Source organism: Streptomyces sp. NPDC020898 (assembly GCF_044333925.1).
Taxonomy (GTDB): domain Bacteria; phylum Actinomycetota; class Actinomycetes; order Streptomycetales; family Streptomycetaceae; genus Streptomyces.
Genome location: NZ_JBIRRV010000001.1, coordinates 660,423 through 677,735, shown reverse-complemented (window position 1 = coordinate 677,735; position 17,313 = coordinate 660,423). Strand labels below are relative to the sequence as shown.

At 70.1% G+C, this 17,313-nt stretch carries 15 protein-coding genes; 10 read left to right on the top strand and 5 right to left on the bottom strand.

The window, feature by feature from the left end; all coding sequences use genetic code 11:
• Positions 1-69: 69 nt before the first annotated feature.
• A complete protein-coding gene (locus ACH4TV_RS02990; RefSeq protein ID WP_398393593.1) occupies positions 70-462 on the top strand; it encodes a hypothetical protein in 393 nt (130 codons plus the stop codon).
• 31 nt (positions 463-493) lie between these two features.
• Here ACH4TV_RS02990 and ACH4TV_RS02985 read toward each other — a convergent pair whose 3' ends face one another.
• Positions 494-1,165, bottom strand: coding sequence for an O-methyltransferase (locus ACH4TV_RS02985; protein ID WP_398393591.1), 672 nt, complete (start codon positions 1,163-1,165; stop codon positions 494-496).
• A gap of 76 nt (positions 1,166-1,241) precedes the next feature.
• Entirely contained in the window at positions 1,242-2,123 is an 882-nt protein-coding gene (locus ACH4TV_RS02980; protein WP_398393589.1) for a metallophosphoesterase family protein, read from the bottom strand.
• A 303-nt stretch (positions 2,124-2,426) separates the two neighbouring features.
• Between ACH4TV_RS02980 and ACH4TV_RS02975 the strand changes: the two genes are divergently transcribed.
• Positions 2,427-4,478 (top strand): bifunctional glycosyltransferase 87/phosphatase PAP2 family protein, encoded by a 2,052-nt coding sequence (locus ACH4TV_RS02975; RefSeq protein WP_398393587.1) that lies wholly within the window; start codon positions 2,427-2,429, stop codon positions 4,476-4,478.
• A gap of 63 nt (positions 4,479-4,541) precedes the next feature.
• Here the strand turns inward: ACH4TV_RS02975 and ACH4TV_RS02970 are convergent, their stop codons facing one another.
• The gene (locus tag ACH4TV_RS02970; RefSeq protein WP_398393585.1) at positions 4,542-5,471 is read right to left on the bottom strand and encodes a phytoene/squalene synthase family protein; all 930 of its coding nucleotides are present in this window, start codon (positions 5,469-5,471) and stop codon (positions 4,542-4,544) included.
• A 230-nt stretch (positions 5,472-5,701) separates the two neighbouring features.
• Between ACH4TV_RS02970 and ACH4TV_RS02965 the strand changes: the two genes are divergently transcribed.
• The 4 genes from ACH4TV_RS02965 (at position 5,702) to ACH4TV_RS02950 (ending at position 10,243) form a co-directional block, all read left to right on the top strand.
• Positions 5,702-6,322: a LuxR C-terminal-related transcriptional regulator gene (locus ACH4TV_RS02965; protein ID WP_398393584.1), complete on the top strand. Its 621-nt coding sequence runs from the start codon at positions 5,702-5,704 to the stop codon at positions 6,320-6,322.
• A 38-nt stretch (positions 6,323-6,360) separates the two neighbouring features.
• Positions 6,361-7,017, top strand: a complete 657-nt coding sequence (locus ACH4TV_RS02960) for a lysophospholipid acyltransferase family protein (RefSeq protein ID WP_398393582.1) — start codon at positions 6,361-6,363, stop codon at positions 7,015-7,017.
• Positions 7,018-7,136: 119 nt separating this feature from the next.
• Positions 7,137-7,829 (top strand): hypothetical protein, encoded by a 693-nt coding sequence (locus ACH4TV_RS02955; RefSeq protein WP_398393580.1) that lies wholly within the window; start codon positions 7,137-7,139, stop codon positions 7,827-7,829.
• On the top strand, positions 7,826-10,243 hold the full coding sequence (locus ACH4TV_RS02950; RefSeq protein ID WP_398393578.1) for a sensor histidine kinase: 2,418 nt from the start codon (positions 7,826-7,828) through the stop codon (positions 10,241-10,243). The genes ACH4TV_RS02955 and ACH4TV_RS02950 overlap by 4 nt, the downstream gene beginning before the upstream one ends.
• An 85-nt stretch (positions 10,244-10,328) precedes the next feature.
• Here ACH4TV_RS02950 and ACH4TV_RS02945 read toward each other — a convergent pair whose 3' ends face one another.
• Positions 10,329-11,567 (bottom strand): cytochrome P450, encoded by a 1,239-nt coding sequence (locus ACH4TV_RS02945; protein ID WP_398393576.1) that lies wholly within the window; start codon positions 11,565-11,567, stop codon positions 10,329-10,331.
• Positions 11,568-11,835: 268 nt separating this feature from the next.
• On the opposite strand from ACH4TV_RS02945, the gene ACH4TV_RS02940 reads away from it, so the two are divergent.
• The 4 genes from ACH4TV_RS02940 (at position 11,836) to ACH4TV_RS02925 (ending at position 16,263) form a co-directional block, all read left to right on the top strand.
• Positions 11,836-13,005, top strand: a complete 1,170-nt coding sequence (locus ACH4TV_RS02940) for a steroid 3-ketoacyl-CoA thiolase (RefSeq protein ID WP_398393574.1) — start codon at positions 11,836-11,838, stop codon at positions 13,003-13,005.
• Between the two features lie 112 nt (positions 13,006-13,117).
• Positions 13,118-13,960: a helix-turn-helix domain-containing protein gene (locus ACH4TV_RS02935; RefSeq protein WP_398393572.1), complete on the top strand. Its 843-nt coding sequence runs from the start codon at positions 13,118-13,120 to the stop codon at positions 13,958-13,960.
• On the top strand, positions 13,942-14,163 hold the full coding sequence (locus tag ACH4TV_RS02930) for a DUF397 domain-containing protein (protein ID WP_398393570.1): 222 nt from the start codon (positions 13,942-13,944) through the stop codon (positions 14,161-14,163). The genes ACH4TV_RS02935 and ACH4TV_RS02930 overlap by 19 nt, the downstream gene beginning before the upstream one ends.
• 180 nt (positions 14,164-14,343) lie before the next feature.
• Positions 14,344-16,263 (top strand): protein kinase, encoded by a 1,920-nt coding sequence (locus ACH4TV_RS02925; protein WP_398393568.1) that lies wholly within the window; start codon positions 14,344-14,346, stop codon positions 16,261-16,263.
• 51 nt (positions 16,264-16,314) lie between these two features.
• On the opposite strand, the gene ACH4TV_RS02920 is transcribed toward ACH4TV_RS02925, so the two are convergent.
• Positions 16,315-17,298 carry an ABC transporter substrate-binding protein gene (locus ACH4TV_RS02920; RefSeq protein WP_398393566.1) on the bottom strand — a complete coding sequence of 328 codons (984 nt, stop codon included), beginning with the start codon at positions 17,296-17,298 and terminating at the stop codon, positions 16,315-16,317.
• Positions 17,299-17,313 lie beyond the last annotated feature (15 nt).

The window sequence follows — 17,313 nt, the reverse complement described above, 5'->3', positions numbered from 1 at the left end:
CTGTTCAGCAATGACTGTTCCGCGAGGACCGGTCAGGTCACCTTCGGGGACCGTTCAGAAGGAGCGCACGTGCTCGAACTCACCATGGCCACCGTCTCCGGGACGGACGCCGGCGCCACGGCCGGCATGCTCATGGCCGAGGCGCCCAGTGAACCGGGGGCCATTCTGCGGGTGGGCCGGGACAAGGCCGTGTGCCGTCTCGCGACCCCCGACGACTGGCTGTTCGTCTCACGGGTCCATCTGGAGTTCCTGTGCGGCCCCGACAACATCTGGCACCTCGCGTGGCTCCAGGGCTCCCAGCCCGACCCGTCCTCCGAAGTCCGCCTGGTGGTCGGCGAGTACGCCCAGACCGTGCCGTACGGAGGGAGCGTGCCGCTGCCCCGGGGCGGTTCCGGAGAGGTCATCGTCCAGGACCGCACCGGGCCGCGCAGCGTCAACGTGGGCTTCTACCACGAGGGTTGAGGCCGGCGGGGGGTGCTCGGCTGCTCGGCTGCTACGCCACGACCCTCGCCAGCGCGAAGCCGTCGTACCCCTTGCCGCCCACCGTCTGCACCGCCGTGCCGCTCAACCTCGGGTGCCCGGCGATGAGTTCGAGCGCGGCCCGGGTGCCCCGGATGCTCGGGTCGGTGGAGTCGGCGTCGGTCACCCGGCCGCCGCGCACGACGTTGTCGACGATGATCAGGCTGCCCGTGGTGGTCAGCCGGAGGGCCCACTCCACGTAGTGCGGGTTGTTGACCTTGTCGGCGTCGATGAAGACCAGGTCGAACGGCTCGGGGTTCTCGTCGGCCAGCTTGGGCAGCGACTCCAGGGCGGGGCCGGTCCGCACCTCGGCGATGCCGTCGAGGCCGGCCCGGGCGAGGTTGCGCTGGGCGACGTCGGCGTGTTTCGCGTCGTACTCCAGGGTGATCAGCCGGCCGTCCGCCGGGAGCGCGCGGCCCAGCCAGATGGTGCTGTAGCCGCCGAGCGTGCCGATCTCCAGGATGCGGCGGGCGCCCTGGACCTGGGCGAGGAGCTGGAGCAGCTTGCCCTGGTTCGGCGCGACGTTGATGTGCGGCAGCCCCGCCGCGTCGCTGTCGCGCAGCGCGGCCTCCAGGGCCTCGTCGTCCGGGGCGAGGAGGGTGGTGAAGTAGTCGTCGACGTCTTCCCAGCGCTGGGACTCGCTCATGGGGGCGTGCCTTTCCGTTCGTGGTGTTCGTGGCCGAGTGGTGTGCTGAGCTGTGGGCTAAGGCTGTGTGTCCCCGCTATTTGTAGCCCTCGCGGGCGACCAGGTCGGTGATCCGCGCCTCGTCGAGCTCGTAGACGGTCTCGCCGGCCCGGGGGTCGCGGGCGTGCAGCGTGTGCAGCAGCGGGCCGCCCGGCGAGCCCAGGTCGACGAGCGTGGCCGAGGCCCCGCGCACCGCCCGCTCCGTGCCCGCCGGGCCGGTCAGGTCGATCCGGTTGAACACCCCCGGCGTCACCCATACCGGCACCGACTCCAGGAACCCCGTGATCTGGAGGTGGAAGTGCCCGCACAGGATCAGCCGTACGTCGCTGCCGCGGACGGCGTCGGCCAGGTCCGCGGGGTTTCCCAGCCCCAGCGCCCGCTGGAGCGCGTTGTCGAGGGCGACCGGCGGATGGTGCAGGACGACCGTCGTGCCGTGCGGCGCCGGGGTGCGCAGCAGCGCGCGCAGCCAGTCCAGCTGGGCGGCGCCGAGATACCCGTACACCTTGCCCGGTACGAGCGAGTCGAGGGTGACGATCCGGTGGCCGTCGACCGTGCTCGCCGCCGCCAACTCGCCCTCGGGGGAGTCGAGCCGGGACTCGGCGCGGTCCTGGCCGTCCGGGTCCAGGTGTCCGCTGCCCAGCGCCTTCGCGAAGGCGACGCGCTCGTCGTGGTTGCCGGTGGTGCAGAACAGGGGGATGCTCCGCTCCCGGGCGAACGCGCCCACGAGGTCCCGTACGACCGCGTACTCCTCGGGGGCTCCGCTGTCCGCGAGGTCCCCGCTGACGACGACGGCTCCGAGGCCGGTGAGATGCCGTACGTCGGTGAGTATCCGGCGCAGCGAAGCGGTCGTGTCGACGCCGTGGCGGTTGGGTGCGCCGGCGTGGTTGATGTGGGTGTCGGAGAGGTGGAGGATCCGCATCCCGGCGACGCTACTCCCCGGACGGGCCATGGCGTCTTCGGGCGGACACCGTCCGATCCGGTCGGGAACCGGCCGGTTTTCCGCCTCTGCGAGGTCTGCGCAGCGACCGAGGGAGGGAACCGGACCCCGGGCCCGCTATCGTCATCCGGACAAAAAGCAGGGGTCTCTCAGGTGAAGTGGGGGTTGCCCGCGTCTCACAACGGAGGCAGTGCGATTCTCTAGGGATTCGTACAGGATGAGACGCGTGGGACACACGGGACACGTGGGATATATGGGACGACTGGGGCGGGAGGCCTGCGCGGCGTGGCAAACGCAGAACACGGTGGGAGAGCGGGCGGTGCCTTCGGGGTGGGCGCGGCCGGGACGGCGCAGGCACGGCTGAGAGCGGCCCGTGTGGTGCTGTGGCTCGTCGTCGCCGTCCTCGCGGTCCGACAGGTGGCCGCCGTCCTCAGTACACCGAAGGCGGACCGGCTGACCGACCTGGAGACGTGGGTCGGGCCGGGTGGCGTCCTGCATGTGAACGGGTCGCTCTACGACTCGACGCAGTTCACGGGCACACCCTTCGCCGGGCTCGTCCTCAAGCCGCTCACCCGGGCAGCCGAGCAGGCCCTCGGCTGGGGCTGGACCTTCGGCACCCTGCTGCTGGTCGTCGCGCTCGGCCTGGTCGCCGCCCGCGCCCTGCCGAAGCCCGTGAGCCGCCGCACCTCGCTGCTCGCCGCGCCCCTCGCGATCAGCCTGCTGATGCTGTCGCTGCCCGTGCGCAACACCCTCCACCTGGGCCAGACCAGCATCATCCCCGTCCTGCTGGTCCTCCTCGGCTGCTTCGTCGCCCGCGAGGAACGGGCCGCCGGCGCCCTGATCGGCCTCGCGGCGGCCCTCCAGCCCACCGTGCTGCTGTTCGCGCCGCTGCTGTGGTTCACCGGCCGGCGCCGGGCCGCCGTCTCCGCCGGGATCACCTTCGCCGCCTGCACCGCGCTCGCGTGGATCGCGATGGCGGACGACTCGTACACCTACTGGGTGCACCACATGGGCGGGGCCGGGCTCGGCGGCGCCGCCGACGACCTCGCCAATCAGTCCCTGCACGGCGCGCTGCTGCGGCTGGGCGTCGAGGGCCCGCTCGAGATCGCCCTGTTCCTGGCGCTCGGCGCGGGCGTCGCCGTCCTCGGACTGCGCCGGGCGGTGCGGTACGCGCAGGACGGCCAGCTGCTGCTGGCGGTCGCGATCACCGGCTGCGCGGCCATCGCCGTGTCCCCGACGACCTGGCAGCACCAGCTGCTGTGGGTGCTGCTCGCGGTCGTCGGCCGGGTCGGCAAGCGTGCCTCCGACCGCTACATGTGGCCGGTCGCCGTCATCATCGTGATGACGCTGCCCGCCAAGATGGTCATCCCGAACATGGGAGCGCTCTACCCGGTCCGCGACAACATCGTGCTGCTGGCCGCGATCGCCGCGGCCACCGTCGTCCCGTTCCTTTCCCGGACCGCGGAGCACTACCGCTCACCGGTCCCGACGGACTACGCGGCGCCGGTCCCCACCCGCTTCAAGCAGGTCCCCCTCCTGCCCTTCCTGCGCCGGGTGCTCACCCGTCCGAACCTGCTCCTCGAACTGCTGCTGATCCGGGTCACGTACGCCGCCTACCAGAAGGTCCGGCTCGCCGCGACCGGCGGCACCACCACCGGCGGCCGGTCCACCGCCGAGGCGCACGGCCACGAGATCTACGACATCGAGAAGTTCCTGCACATCGACATCGAGCACTGGGTCAACCACACGGTGGTGAAGATCGGCTGGATGCGGGACTTCTTCGACTTCTACTACACGTCGTTCCACTTCGTGGTGCCGCTGACCGTCCTCGGCGTTCTGTACTGGCGCCGCCCGGTCGACTACCGCTGGGCCCGTGCGTCGCTGGGCTTCGCCACGCTGCTTGCCCTGGTGGGGTTCTGGCTCTACCCGCTGGCTCCGCCGCGGCTGATGCCGGGCCTCGGGATCATCGACACCGTGCACGGCGTCCAGGACTTCTCCAAGCCGGACTACGGCACGTTGACCGCGCTGACCAACCAGTACGCCGCGATGCCTTCGCTGCATTTCGGGTGGTCTCTGTGGTGTGGGCTCGTCATCGCGATCGTTGCGCCTAAGTGGTGGATGAAGGCGTTGGGGCTGCTGCATCCGTTGTTCACCGTGTCCGCGATTGTTGCTACCGGGAATCACTGGGTGTTGGACGCGGTGGGCGGGGCGGCGGTTGTTCTTGCCGGGTTCGGGTTGTCTTACGTGTTCATGGGGCCGCGGGCTCGCGTGGTTGCCCGGGCCGCGGAGAGCAGTGATGAGCGGCCGGAAACTGTGAAGGACCCGGCGTTGCAGTAGTTCGTCGGCTGCGGGCCCGGTGGGGGCTTGTCGCGCAGTTCCCCGCGCCCCTTAGGGGCGCGGTTACGCGGCCTTCGATGCAAGTGCAGGTAGGTCCAGGGTTCCTCGGTGTGAGGCGGCCAGGATGCGTAGGCACTCGATCGGGTTGTCCCGTACGGGGCCTCGGGTGACCGCTGCGCCCATGGCCGTTGCCCGGCGTAGGCGGTGGTCGTGGAGGAGGATGACGAAGCGGGTCAACGGGCGCTGTTCCTCGGGGAGTTCCGCGACTATTCGGGTGGCCTCGCGGAGTGTGGCGTGGGCCGTTGCCGCTGTGGCCGTGAGGAGGGAACGGACACCGGGGAGGTCTCGGCCCTGTTCCAGGTCGGAGCGTGTGACGCCGTGTTCTTCCAGGTCGTCGGTGGGGAGGTAGAGGCGGCCGTCGCGCAGGTCCTCGGCCAGGTCGGTGAGGAAGTCGGTGCGCTGGCAGGCGTCGGCGAGGAGACGGCAGCTGTCCGCGTAGGCCTGGGTGCCGCCGCCCGGCATCGACAGACCCGAGGTGATCATGAGGAACGGCCAGGTCAGCTTCTCGATGTACGCCTGGTAGTCGCCCTCGGTCGTGAACCCGGCGAAGTCCAGGTCGATTTCGGCGCCGACGAGGTACGAGTCCACCCAGGAGCGCGGCAGTTCGCGTTTCTCGGCGGTGTGCAGGAAGGCGCGCAGCAGGGGGTGGCGGGCGGTTCCGGTGTCCAGTGCCGTGCGCACCTGCTCGGCCCAGCCCTCGTAGCGACGCGTCCGCTCCGGCACGGTGCCCCGGTCGCACAGGTCGTCCGTGAACGACGCGAACGCGTATCCGGCCAGGATGTGGGGCTGCAGGCGGGCCGGGATCAGCAGCCGTACGGCCAGATGACCGGCGGGTTCCCGGCTCAGCATGAACTGCTTGGCCTTCAGGTACGCGGCGCGGTCACTGCCGCTGTGCACTCCCGCCGCGTCCAGACAACGTTGCCAGGATCGCACCGGCACGCCTCACCGTCGTAGTTGCAATTGCCGTCGCAGTCTACGGGCGGGGCCGGGCGGGGCGGAGGCAGGGGCGGGGGGCGGCCGGGAACGCGTGAGCCGTCGGCGCCGGCGTGCGGCTGTCCGGGTGAGGGTATTTCTACCCTCCACTGGGGGGAAGCCCGGTGCGAGCATGGCAACTCGGGGCGCAGCCAGGCCTGTTCGGGCTCGGCGTAGGTAAGGGGGACTCCATGACCGGTGTGGCGATCATCGAGGACGATCCGGTGACCCTGCTGGGGTTCACCAGGGTGATCGAGGGGGCCGCGGACCTTGTGCTCCTGTGTGCCGCCGGCTCCGTGGAGGAGTTCGAGTCCCGGGTCGGCGAGCGGCCCGGCGTGGTGATTCTCGACCTTCGGCTGCGGGGCGGCGGAATCGACGGCACGGCGGCGATCGAGCATCTGGTCGCGGCCGGGTACACCCTGCTCATCGTGTCGATGTTCGCCGAGGAAATGCCTGTCGTGGACGCGATCGCCGCCGGCGCGCACGGTTATCTCACCAAGGAGACCGAGCCCGACGAAATCGTCCGGGCGGTACGCACGGTGGGGGGCGGGCGGACCTATTTCTCGGCCACTGTCGCCGGATTCCTCCTCAAGGACGGGGTTCAGCTGACACCCCGGGAAAGGGATGTGCTCCGGCTTGTGGCCGCCGGTGAGACCACTCGTGACATCGCCAAGGAGTTGTTCATCGGGGAAACGACGGTGAACGGCCATCTGGAGAAGATCCGGGACAAGACGGGATGCCGTCGGCGCGCGGACCTGACGCGCTTCGCAATTAAAAAGGGGATCCTTTCCCTTTTCGGGAGGGGAAAATGACCGTTTGCGCGGCGAGTTCGTCATGGGTGCAGCGATTCATGCTGAGAGGCGGCGCCGTCATCGCGCGTGCGCTGCTTCTCCCGCTGGCCAAGGTCCGGATCGGGCGCGTACGAGTGCGGCCTTTGCCCGGCCGGGGCCTGATCATCGCCTCGAACCATCGCAGCATGCTCGACTTCGTCGTCGGGCTCGTCGCCTTCCGCCGGTGGGGAGTCGCGCCGGTCACCATGGTGCGCGGCGACTACTTCAAGAACCCGCTGTACGGCGCGATCCTGCGGCGGCTGGGCGCCATTCCCGCCGGTCGGGGTTACGGCGCCTCGGCCATGGACCGGGCGCGCGAGGTGCTGCGGTCCGGCGGGGTGCTCGCCATGGCCCCGGAGGGCCGCATCCCCGATCACGGTGAACGGGTCGACGGTGTCGCCGAGTTGAAGCCGGGGGTGGCTCGGCTGGCCGCGGAGTTCGGCAGTGAGATCCTCCTTGTCGGGATCTCCGACACCGATCGGGTGTGGCGCAAGGGGAGCAGGACACCCCTCTTTCTCGGCGGTGGCGGCCCAAGGCCCGTCATTTCCCTGTCCGTCGAGCTGTTCCAGCCGTCCGAATCCGCTTCGGAACGGGACATCACCACCGCGGTGACTTCGGGACTGGCCCGTCTGATTGCCCTTCCGAGCGCCAACTCCCGGGAAACCCGCCGCACATGACGGGTATTTCTGCCCGCCCCCGTCCGGGTATTTCTGTCGATGTGCCACGCACCCTCTCTCCGGAAGCATCGAGTCAAGGCCAATTCGGCCGGACGGCTCACGTGATTCCGGGAGAGCGCATGGCCATGTTGCTGGCCGTCAACGGGGTAGGGAATTTCCCTGAATTCGATGATTCCATCGCCGCGCGTTCCGCGTGGCTGAGCGCTCTGATCGAGGGAGCCCGGTACGCGGGGGACCGGGACGTCTCCGCCCGCGATCTGGAATGCGTGTCGTTCGGCGATCTGCTGGCCCGGCCCGGCCCCGCCGTGGGTGCCCGGCACGTCCGCTCCTTCGTCACCAGGGCCGAGGTGCGCGCCGAGGTCCGGGCACGGATCACCGCACGGATCGAGGCCGACACCCGCATCGTGATCGGGCACTCGCTCGGTACGGTCGCGGCCTACGAGGCGCTCTGTCTGCTGCCGGAGCACGGTGTCCGGACGCTGATCACGCTCGGGTCCCCGCTGGGATTCCGGCACTACATCCGCCGGCGGCTGCCGACCCGCCCCGTCAACGGGCGCCACCCCTGGCCGGGTGTGCTCTCACGCTGGGTGAACATCTACGACAAGTGGGACCCCGTCGTCCGGGTGAAGCGACTGAGCCCCCTGTTCGGCGACGGGCTGCGGATCGAGGACATCGGCATCGACGCGGGACCATGGGCCCACTCCCGACGGGGCTATCTCTCGTCGGAACTGACCGCGCAGGCCCTCGGCGAGGCCCTGTGGGACGCGCGCCGCACCACGCCCGCCCGCCACCTGGACGCGGCACAGCCATGAGCGCCGGGAAGCGGCGCCTGCCGACGAGCCTCGCCGAACGCACCGTCAGGTGGATCACCATCGGACTGCTGGCGTTCCGGACCGCGGTGCTGCCCATCGCGGTCTCGGGAAGCTACGACCTGGTGGGCGGGGCCGCCCGGAGCTATGTGGTGGCCTGCCTCCTCCTCGTCGCCCTCAACCTCGTGCTGCTCCAACTCACCATCACGGGCCGATGCGCTGCCTTTCGCTCCTCGTGGGGGTTCTCCGCGGCCGACGTGCTGCTGGCGTTCGGCATCGACGTGTGGGCCGCAGCCGTCCTGGAGCAGGGCACCATTCTGGAGCCGTACCGCGACGCGTTCTGGCTGTACGGAATGGGCACGGTGGGACTGCTGACCGTCCGGCACGGGATCCGGGTGGGAGTGGTCGCGACAGCCGGAGGGCTGCTCGTCGAGCTGCTCATGGTGTGGGTCAACGGCGACCGTCTCGACGGTGCCGGGTGGACGCAGCTCGCGGCGCGTGGCGCCTGGCTGACCAACGGGCTGGTCATTCCGGCCCTGGTCAGCAGGCTGGCCCACACGGGTGCTGCCCTTGCGGAGGCCGAGGGCAGACGGGCGGGACGCGCCTCGGAGCGGGTGCAGCAACTGAGGGCGATGCATGACACGGCGCTTCAGAAACTCGGACACATCGCCCGCCGAAGCGTTGAGGACGCGCCCGAGGCACAGCGGCTCCGCGACATCCGTACGGTGGCTCTCACGGAGGCCGACCGTGACACCGGACAGACGCGGCCCTCGGCCGACCTCGGCTGCCAACTGGAGCTTCTCACCGAGGAGTTCGCTGGTCAGACCCGCGTGGAAGTGTCCGTGGCCGACTTGAGTTCGAGCCCCGACGAGGACACCACGGAGTGCGTCGTGTCGGCCGTCCGCGAGGCCCTCAACAACAGCTGGCGCTACGGGGAGACCGACCGGGCGACGGTCACCGCGGTGAGCTCGTCCACCGGATTCGAGGTCGTCGTACAGGACCGCGGCGTCGGATTCGACCCGGCGGACCACCCCCGGGGCTTCGGCATCGACAACTCCATCCGGCGCCCCATCAGCGAGAAGGGGGGTACGACGGAGGTCTACTCGGCTCCGGGAAAGGGAACCCGGGTCACCATAAAGATGCCCTCGGCGGACCGGGTGAGCAGGAAGGGCGCCGGACAGCCGGTGATCGCCGTCAGCCTCACCCGCACGATCAGTCTCGAATCGCTCACCCTGGTGTCGCTGAGCTGGCTGGCCGTCGCCGCCCTCGGCTACCGACTCACCCTCAGTCCGATCCAGTTGGTGTCGGCGCTCGCCAACATCGAGAAGGGACTGCCGGTCTCCTTCTGGGCAGCGGTGACCGCGGTGTTCACCATGGACCTCGTGGTGCTGATCGGCATCACGACCGGACGTATGCGACGGCTGTGGCTCTCCTCGGCGTTCCTGGCGTTCGACGTCGGTACCGCCCTGGTCCTGAACCTGTGGTCCGCCGTGGTCGTGCCGGCCGGGGAGATCATGCTGCCCGGCCGGGAGATCTTCTGGTCGTACACCATCGGTGTCGTCGTCTACTGGACGAGTCTGCGGCGTCTGAAAGCGGCGACCGCTCTGACTGCCGGTGGCCTCGCGCTGCTGGTGGCGATGGCCACGCTCAACGGCGTGCCCCTGGAGGGGGCCGCCCTCTTCCAGCTCGCGGCTCGCCAGGGCTACCTGATACTGGCGCTCGCCGTGGCCTGGCTGCTGACCCGGCTGGCCCGCCGCGCCACGGACCTGGCCGTCGACGAGAGCCTGCGCGCGGGCCGTACGGAGGAACGGGCCGAAGCGCTCGAGTTGTTGCGCAAGCCTGTGGTGGGCGTCCTCCGCGAGATCGCCGAGCACGCGGGGGACGAGGCCGCCGATCCGGGGCAGCGTCTCCAGGAGGTCCGGGGCCTCGCCCTTCAGCTGATCAACCGGCTGCGCGATGCCATCAAGCCCGACGACGGCGCCGAGTCCAGTGTCCTGGTCGGCCGACTCCGGGTGGTGGCGGGGATGTTCCGCCAGTTGGGGCTGCGCGTCGAACTGATCACCGTCGAGCTGTCCGCCGAACCCGGCCCGGAGGTGACCGAGGCCGTGGCCGGCGCGCTGCACGAGGCGCTGACCAACGCCTGGCAGCATGCGCGGGTCGCCCACGCCGTCGTGCGCGCCGCCGATTCGGAGGCCGGGTTCGAAGTGGTCGTCCGCGACCACGGACGTGGCTTCGACGTGGACGGGCAGCCGGAGGGGCGCGGGCTCTCCCACGCTGCCTACCGGCCGCTGGCCGGTCTGGGCGGTGCCGTCGAGATCCACTCGTCCGGCGACGGGGGCACCCGGGTCCGGATCAGCGCGCCGGTGAGCGCGGAGCGGCGAGCGGCGGTGCTGGGCGGAGGCAGGGGCGGGGCGTAGGGATGCGCCCCTGCCTCACGTGGGACGGGCCGGCGACGCCGGGATGCCGCCGGCCCGAGTTTCTCGGCGGGGTGGGCCAGGGGGCTCAGCCGGTGGTCACCTGGAGTTCCTTGACGCCGTTGACCCAGGCGGAGCGCAGCCGGCGTGGGTCGCCGGCCAGGGTGAGGTCGGGCAGGGCGTCGGCGACCGCGTTGAAGATCAGGTTGATCTCCATGACGGCCAGGGACTTGCCGAGGCAGAAGTGCGGGCCTCCGCCGCCGAAGCCGAGGTGGGGATTGGGGTCGCGGGTGATGTCGAAGACGTCCGGGGAGTCGAAGACCTCGGGGTCGCGGTTGGCCGAGGAGTAGAACAGGCCCACCCGGTCGCCCTGTTTGATCTTCTGGCCGCCCAACTCCGTGTCCTGGGTGGCCGTTCGCTGGAAGGAGACGATGGGGGTCGCGAAGCGCACGATCTCCTCGGCGGTGGTGGCCGGGCGCTCGCGCTTGTAGAGGTCCCACTGGTCCGGGTGGGTCAGGAAGGCGTGCATGCCGTGGGTGATGGCGTTGCGGGTCGTCTCGTTGCCCGCGACAGCCAGCATCAGTACGAAGAAGCCGAACTCGTCCGAGGCGAGGTTGCCCTCGTCCTCGGCGGCCACCAGCGTGGTGACGATGTCCTTCGCCGGGCACTGCTTGCGGTCGGCGGACATGTTCATGGCGTACGCGATGAGTTCCATGGCCGACTCCTGGCCGACCTCCTCGGTGATCGCGTACTCCGGATCGTCGTACGAGATCATCCTGTTGGACCACTCGAAGATCCTGAGGCGGTCCTCCTGGGGGATGCCGATCAGTTCGGCGATGGCCTGGAGGGGCAGTTCGCAGGCGACCTCGGTCACGAAGTCGAAGGCGCCGGTGCGGGCGGCGGCGTTCGCGGCGATGGCGAGGGCGCGGCTGCGCAGGTTGTTCTCCAGGGCGCGGATCGCGCGCGGGGTGAAGCCGCGCTGCACGATCTGGCGGACGCGGGTGTGCTCGGGCGGATCCATGTTGAGCAGGATCAGCCGCTGGGCGTCGATCGCGTCGCGCTCGATGCGCTCGTTGAAGCGGATGATCGCCGTGTTGGTGGTGGACGAGAACAACTCCGGGTGCGTGGACACGTACTTGACGTCCGCGTGCCGGGTGACGGCCCAGTAGCCCTCGTCGGAGAAGCCCGCGATGCCGGGGTGCTGCGGTATCCAGTGGACCGGCTCGGTGGCGCGCAGCTCGGCGAACTCCGGGAGAGGTACGCGGTGTTGGAGCAGGTCAGGGTCGGTGAAGTCGAACCCTTCGGGCAGCGCGGGACAGGGTGCCATCGGAAACTCCCGTCATCCGAACAGTATCTGACGGTCCATCAGGAATGGTGAGGAGTGGCGACGGTAGTAACGGGTTCTAGAAGTCACAAGAGGCGTGACGACCCCAATTGTGAGCGGTGATCGTGTTATCGGGCGCTGCAAGGGGGTTGCGGTGGTGGACGGCCCGTCAGCAGACTGCAAAGAGAACTAGAACGCGTACTAGTTCTGCGTGGCGGGTGGCCGGGACGCCCGCGCCGCGCGGGTGACCTGAGGAGAGGAACTCCCCACCATGGCCGCGGAACCCGTGATCGTCGAAGCCGTACGCACCCCCATCGGCAGGCGCGGCGGCGCGCTCGCCAACTTGCACCCCGCCTACCTCCTGGGCGAGACCTACCGAGAACTTCTGGGCCGCACCGGCATCCCCGCCGACTGTGTCGAACAGATCGTCGGCGGCGCGGTGACCCAGGCCGGCGAACAGTCCGCCAACCCCACCCGCACCGCCTGGCTGACCATGGGCCTGCCGTACGAGACCGCGGCGACCACCGTCAACGCCCAGTGCGGCTCCTCCCAGCAGGCCTCGCACATGGTCGCCAACATGATCGCGGCGGGCGTCATCGACGTCGGCATCAGCTGCGGTGTGGAGGCGATGTCGAGGGTGCCGCTGGGATCCGCGTCCAAGCACGGGCCCGGGAAGCCGTTCCCGGAGGAGTGGAACGTCGACCTTCCCAATCAGTTCGAGGCAGCTGAACGGATCGCGAGGCGCCGGGGGCTGACGCGCGAGAACGTCGACGCGCTGGGGCTTCTCTCGCAGGAACGGGCGGCGGTCGCCTGGGCGGAGGAGCGGTTCAAGAGGGAGACGTTCGCCGTCCAGGTTCCCACGACGGAGGAGGAGCAGGGCGCCGGGCAGGGGATGTGGCGGCTCGTCGACCGGGACGAGGGGCTGCGCGACACGTCCATGGACGCGCTCGCCTCCCTCAAGCCGATCATGCCGACCGCTGTCCATACGGCGGGCAACTCGTCCCAGATCAGCGACGGTTCGGCCGCGCTGCTGTGGGCGTCGAAGCGGATGGCGCGGGCGCTGAAGCTGCGGCCGAGGGCGCGTGTGGTGGCCCAGGCACTGGTGGGCGCCGACCCGCACTTCCATCTGGACGGGCCGATCGACGCGACGCGGGCGGTACTGGGCAAGGCGGGCATGTCCCTGAAGGACATCGACCTGGTCGAGATCAACGAGGCGTTCGCCTCCGTGGTGCTGAGCTGGACGCAGGTCTTCGGACAGGACCTGGAGAAGGTGAACGTGAACGGCGGGGCCATCGCTCTCGGGCATCCCGTGGGTGCGACCGGGGCACGGCTGATCGCCACGGCGCTGCACGAACTGGAGCGCCTGGACAAGGAGTTCGCGCTCATCACCATGTGCGCGGGCGGCGCGCTGGCCACCGGGACGATCATCCAGCGCCTGTGAGAGGGGCGGCGGCTCACTCGTAGAGGGGGCGTCCTGGCGTTTTTCCTGTGCCCTGCGCATCCATCGGATTACGGTGCGTGAGAATCCGTGGGTGGCGCAGGGGGAGGACGACATGGCGCAACGGCGTACGGTGACGAGCCGCAGCCAGGAGCCGCGTGCGCGGTTCGCCGAGGAGCTGAAGGCGCTGCGGGAGAGGAGCGGCGACAGCCTGCGGCAGCTGGGCGACAAGGTGGGCTGGGACTTCTCGATGTTCGGGAAGATGGAGAACGGCCACACACTCGGCAGCGCGGACGTGGTCGTGGCGCTCGACCAGTACTTCGGCACGGACACCTTCCTGGTGACGTTGTGGGAACTGGCCCTCGGGGACAAGTCCGAGTTCAAGGAGGAGTACCGGGAGTACATGCGGCTGGAGTCCGAGGCGGTGAGCCTGTGGCACTTCGGGGTCACCAGGATTCCGGGCATGCTCCAGACCCGGGGGTACGCGACCGAGGTGCTCGCGGCGGGTGACATCCGGGGTGAGGAACTCGCCCGGCAGGTCGAGGCGCGGCTGTCCCGGGCCGAGTTGCTGACGCGGGCCGGGGGCCCGCACTTCCGCACCATCCTGTACGAGGCCGCGCTGCGGATGGCGCTGCGTGAACGCGGGGCGTGGCGCGAGCAGTTGGACCACCTCCTGGAAGCCGCCGAGCATCCGTGCGTCACCGTCCAGGTGCTGCCGTTCAGTGCCGGGCCGTGCAGCCTGGACAGCACCGACGTGATGTTCCTGAAGCTGCCGAACGGGCGTGTCCTGGCCTACACGGAGACCGCCCACCGAGGTGAACTCATCGAGGAACACACCGCACTTGACCGGCTGCAACCCGCATACGATGCGATCCGCGACCTGGCTCTGTCGCCCGCCGAGTCGCGGAGGTTCATCGGGCAGATGCGGGAGGAAGCACCGTGCGATTCATCGACCTGACCGGTGTGACATGGCGCAGAAGCAGTTACAGCAACTCGGACGGCGGACAGTGCCTCGAAGTCGCCGACGGCATACCGGCCCCCCTCGCTCCCGTCCGTGACTCCAAGAACCCCGACGGCCCCGCCCTCGTCCTCCCCGCCCAGGCCTGGGCCTCCTTCGTCACCGCCGTGCGCCGCGACCGGGTGGGCCCGTCACCTTCGTGAGCGCGGTACAGATGGTGCGGCCCGGTATCTTTCGGATCCGATCCGAGTGCGCAGCGTGACGGAACTGATCGAAAGCCTGAACGAACGCCTGGGCTGAGTTAGCCTCGTCCTCGCAGCCGATAAGGCGAACTGGCGTACGTAGAGAATCATTTCGGGGGGTCCGTGTCAGAGGAGCGTCCGGTGTCACCGGACCCGGCGGCGGGCGAGGCAGCCGCGCTGCGGCAGACCGGTGCCGTGCCGCTGCGTCCCGCCGACCCTGAACGCATCGGCCCTTACGTGCCGTTGGCGCTGCTCGGCAGCGGCGGGATGGGCAGGGTCTATCTGGCGCGCCCGGCGGACGACAGTCCCGGCCTGTTCGCGGTGAAGGTGATCCGGCCGGAGTACGCCGAGGACGAGAGGTTCCGGCGCCGGTTCGAGCACGAGGCGGCGGTGCACGGCCAGGTCCGTACGCCGCACGCGCCGAGGCTGTGCGGTACGGGGTTCCAGGACGAGTTGCTGTGGATGGCCACCGAGTACCTCGCGGCGCTCGATCTGTCGGATGCCGTACGGGAGGACGGTGCCCTCGCGCCGGGCGCCGTCTGGCGGTTGGTGGCGGAGTTGGGGCAGGCGCTCGCCGACCTGGCCGCCACGGGGATCGTGCACCGGGATCTCAAGCCGTCCAACGTGCTGCTGTCGGTCCAGGGCGCGCACGTCATCGACTTCGGCATCTCGAAGGCCGCCGACGCCAGTTCGATCACCGGCACGGGCAACCGGGTCGGAACGCCCGCCTACATGTCCCCGGAGTACCTCAGGACCGGCCACTGCGACCCGGCGTCGGACGTGTTCTCGCTCGCCGGGACGCTGATCTACGCGGCGGCCGGGCGGGCCCCGTTCGGCGACGGCACCGGGGTCGACGTGATGCACCGGGTGGCGTTCGAGGAGCCCGACGCGGAGGTGATCGGCGAGCTCACGGTGGTCGATCCGGCGCTCGGCGCGCTGCTGTCCGCCTGCCTCTCGAAGGAGCCCGCGCTCCGGCCGACGCCGGCGGAGCTGATCGAGGCGGCGGCTGCGTCCTCCTGGGGGACGGCCTCCGAACCCCCGGCAGAGGAGCAGACCGGCGGGGACGGCCGGCGCGGACCTCGCGAGGCGGACCCGGGTGAGGGTGCCGGTGCCTCCGCGACGGCGTCCGGGTGGCCGGAGCCGCTCCACGGCAGGGTGCTCGCACGGCAGCGGGCGTACGAGACGCTGTACCGCGTCCCCGTCGAACGGGCACCGGCGCTGCGGTTCCCGGGCCACCGCCCGAAGTCGGCGCCACCGGCGCCGATGCCGCTGCCGGCAGCGGGCGTGGTCCCGGCGCCGGCCGCAGCCGCAGTGTCCGCCGAACCGGCGCCGGAGCGACGGCGCCCGGCGCGAGCCCTCGCGTGGGCCCGCAGGAAGCCCGTGCCGGTTGCGGCAGCGACCCTCGCCCTCTGTGCCCTGGCCGCGGTCGGCTTCGTACTCGTCCAGCCGGACGGGCCCGCAACCGCCTTGCCCCCGGGGTCTCCTGCGACGGCACCCGGATTTGGAGCGACCGGTGACGACGCTTCCTCGCCGAAACCGGTTTTCCCGGGCGGGAGTTCCCTCCCGGGCACGTCGGGCAACGGCACCGTGGTCGCCGACGGCCCCGCGAACCCGTCGGAGATCCCCGACTCCACCACCGAGGGCGGACCGACCGACCCGACGTCCCCCGGCGCCGGTACGGCTCCGGGCGCGGGAACCGGTACGGAGACCGGGGCCGGCACCGAGACCGACCCCGGAACAGACCCCGGCACCGGTACCGGCACCGACCCCACTCCGTCTCCGGACGATCCCTCGACCGAGCCCGCGACGGCACCCTGGATCACCGACTGCACGTACTACTCGGGCAACGGCAGCACAGCCCTGGGCGACCAGGGGAAGAAGGTCACGCAGGCCCAGTGCATCCTGGCGAAGCGCGGGTACGACATCGGCAGCGCCGGTGTGGACGGCAACTTCGGGGAGAGCACGGAGGCCGCGGTGCTCAGTTTCCAGAGCGCCAAGGGACTGGACGCCGACGGGATCGTGGGGAAGTCGACCTGGGCGGCGTTGCGGGCGGCGGAGTGAAGTCCCTTCGGGGACCTGTTAGTTGTCACCGCCCAGCGCGCTGACGAACCGTCAGCAGCTGGACCGGTACACGTACTTGCTGATGTTCGCATCGCCCAGGTTGTCCGCCGTGATCGACACGAACGACGTACCGATCGACTTCGTCACCTTCTTGCCCTGAACCGCGTTCACCGCCTGCCGCACGGCCTGCGCGCCGATCTCCTCCGCCTTCTGGGCGATCAGCGCCTGGACCGTGCCCTTCTTCAGCTGCTCGACCTGCGCCGGTCCGGCGTCGAAGCCGACGACCTTGATCTTGCCGACCTTGCCGGCGTCCTTGATGGCGTTGTTGGCGCCGTCGCTGGCCGGGGTGCTGATGGAGAAGATGCCCGCCAGGTCGGGGTCCTTGGACAGCGAGGCGGCGGTGAGACGGGCGGCCTCAACGACGCCACCGCTGGGAGTCGAGGGCTGGACGCCGACGAACGTGATGTCCGGGTACTTCTTGATCTCGGTCTCGAAGCCCTTGATCCGCTGGTCGGCCGTGGTGACACCCGGGGTGCCGCCGATGATGACGACCTTGCCCTTCTCGCCGACCAGCGCGGCCAGGGTACGGGCCGCCTCGGCGCCGCCCTCCTCGTTGTTGGAGGAGACGGCGGAGGACAGGAAGCTCGTGTCGTCGAGACCCGTGTCGGCCGTCACGATCTTGATGCCGGCCTCGTTGGCCTGCTTCAGCGGCGTGCCCAGCGCCTTGGAATCGGTCGGCGCGATGACGATGGCGTTCGGCTTCTTGGCCACCGTGCTGGTGAGGATCGGCGTCTGGGTGGCCGGGTCGAAGGTCGTCGCGCCCTGCACGTCCACCGTCGCGCCGAGCTTCTTGCCCTCGGCCTTCGCCCCGCAGCCCAGGGTGTTGTAGAAGGAGTCGGACGCGGTGCCGAGGATGACGGTCACCTTGGGGTTCTCGGTGGAGGAGGCGGAATCACCGGAGCCGCAGGCGGTGACGCCGAGGAGGATCACGGTGGCGAGGGCGGCGCCTCTGAGGGTGGGGTTGGTGGTCTTCATGGTGCAACTCCATTG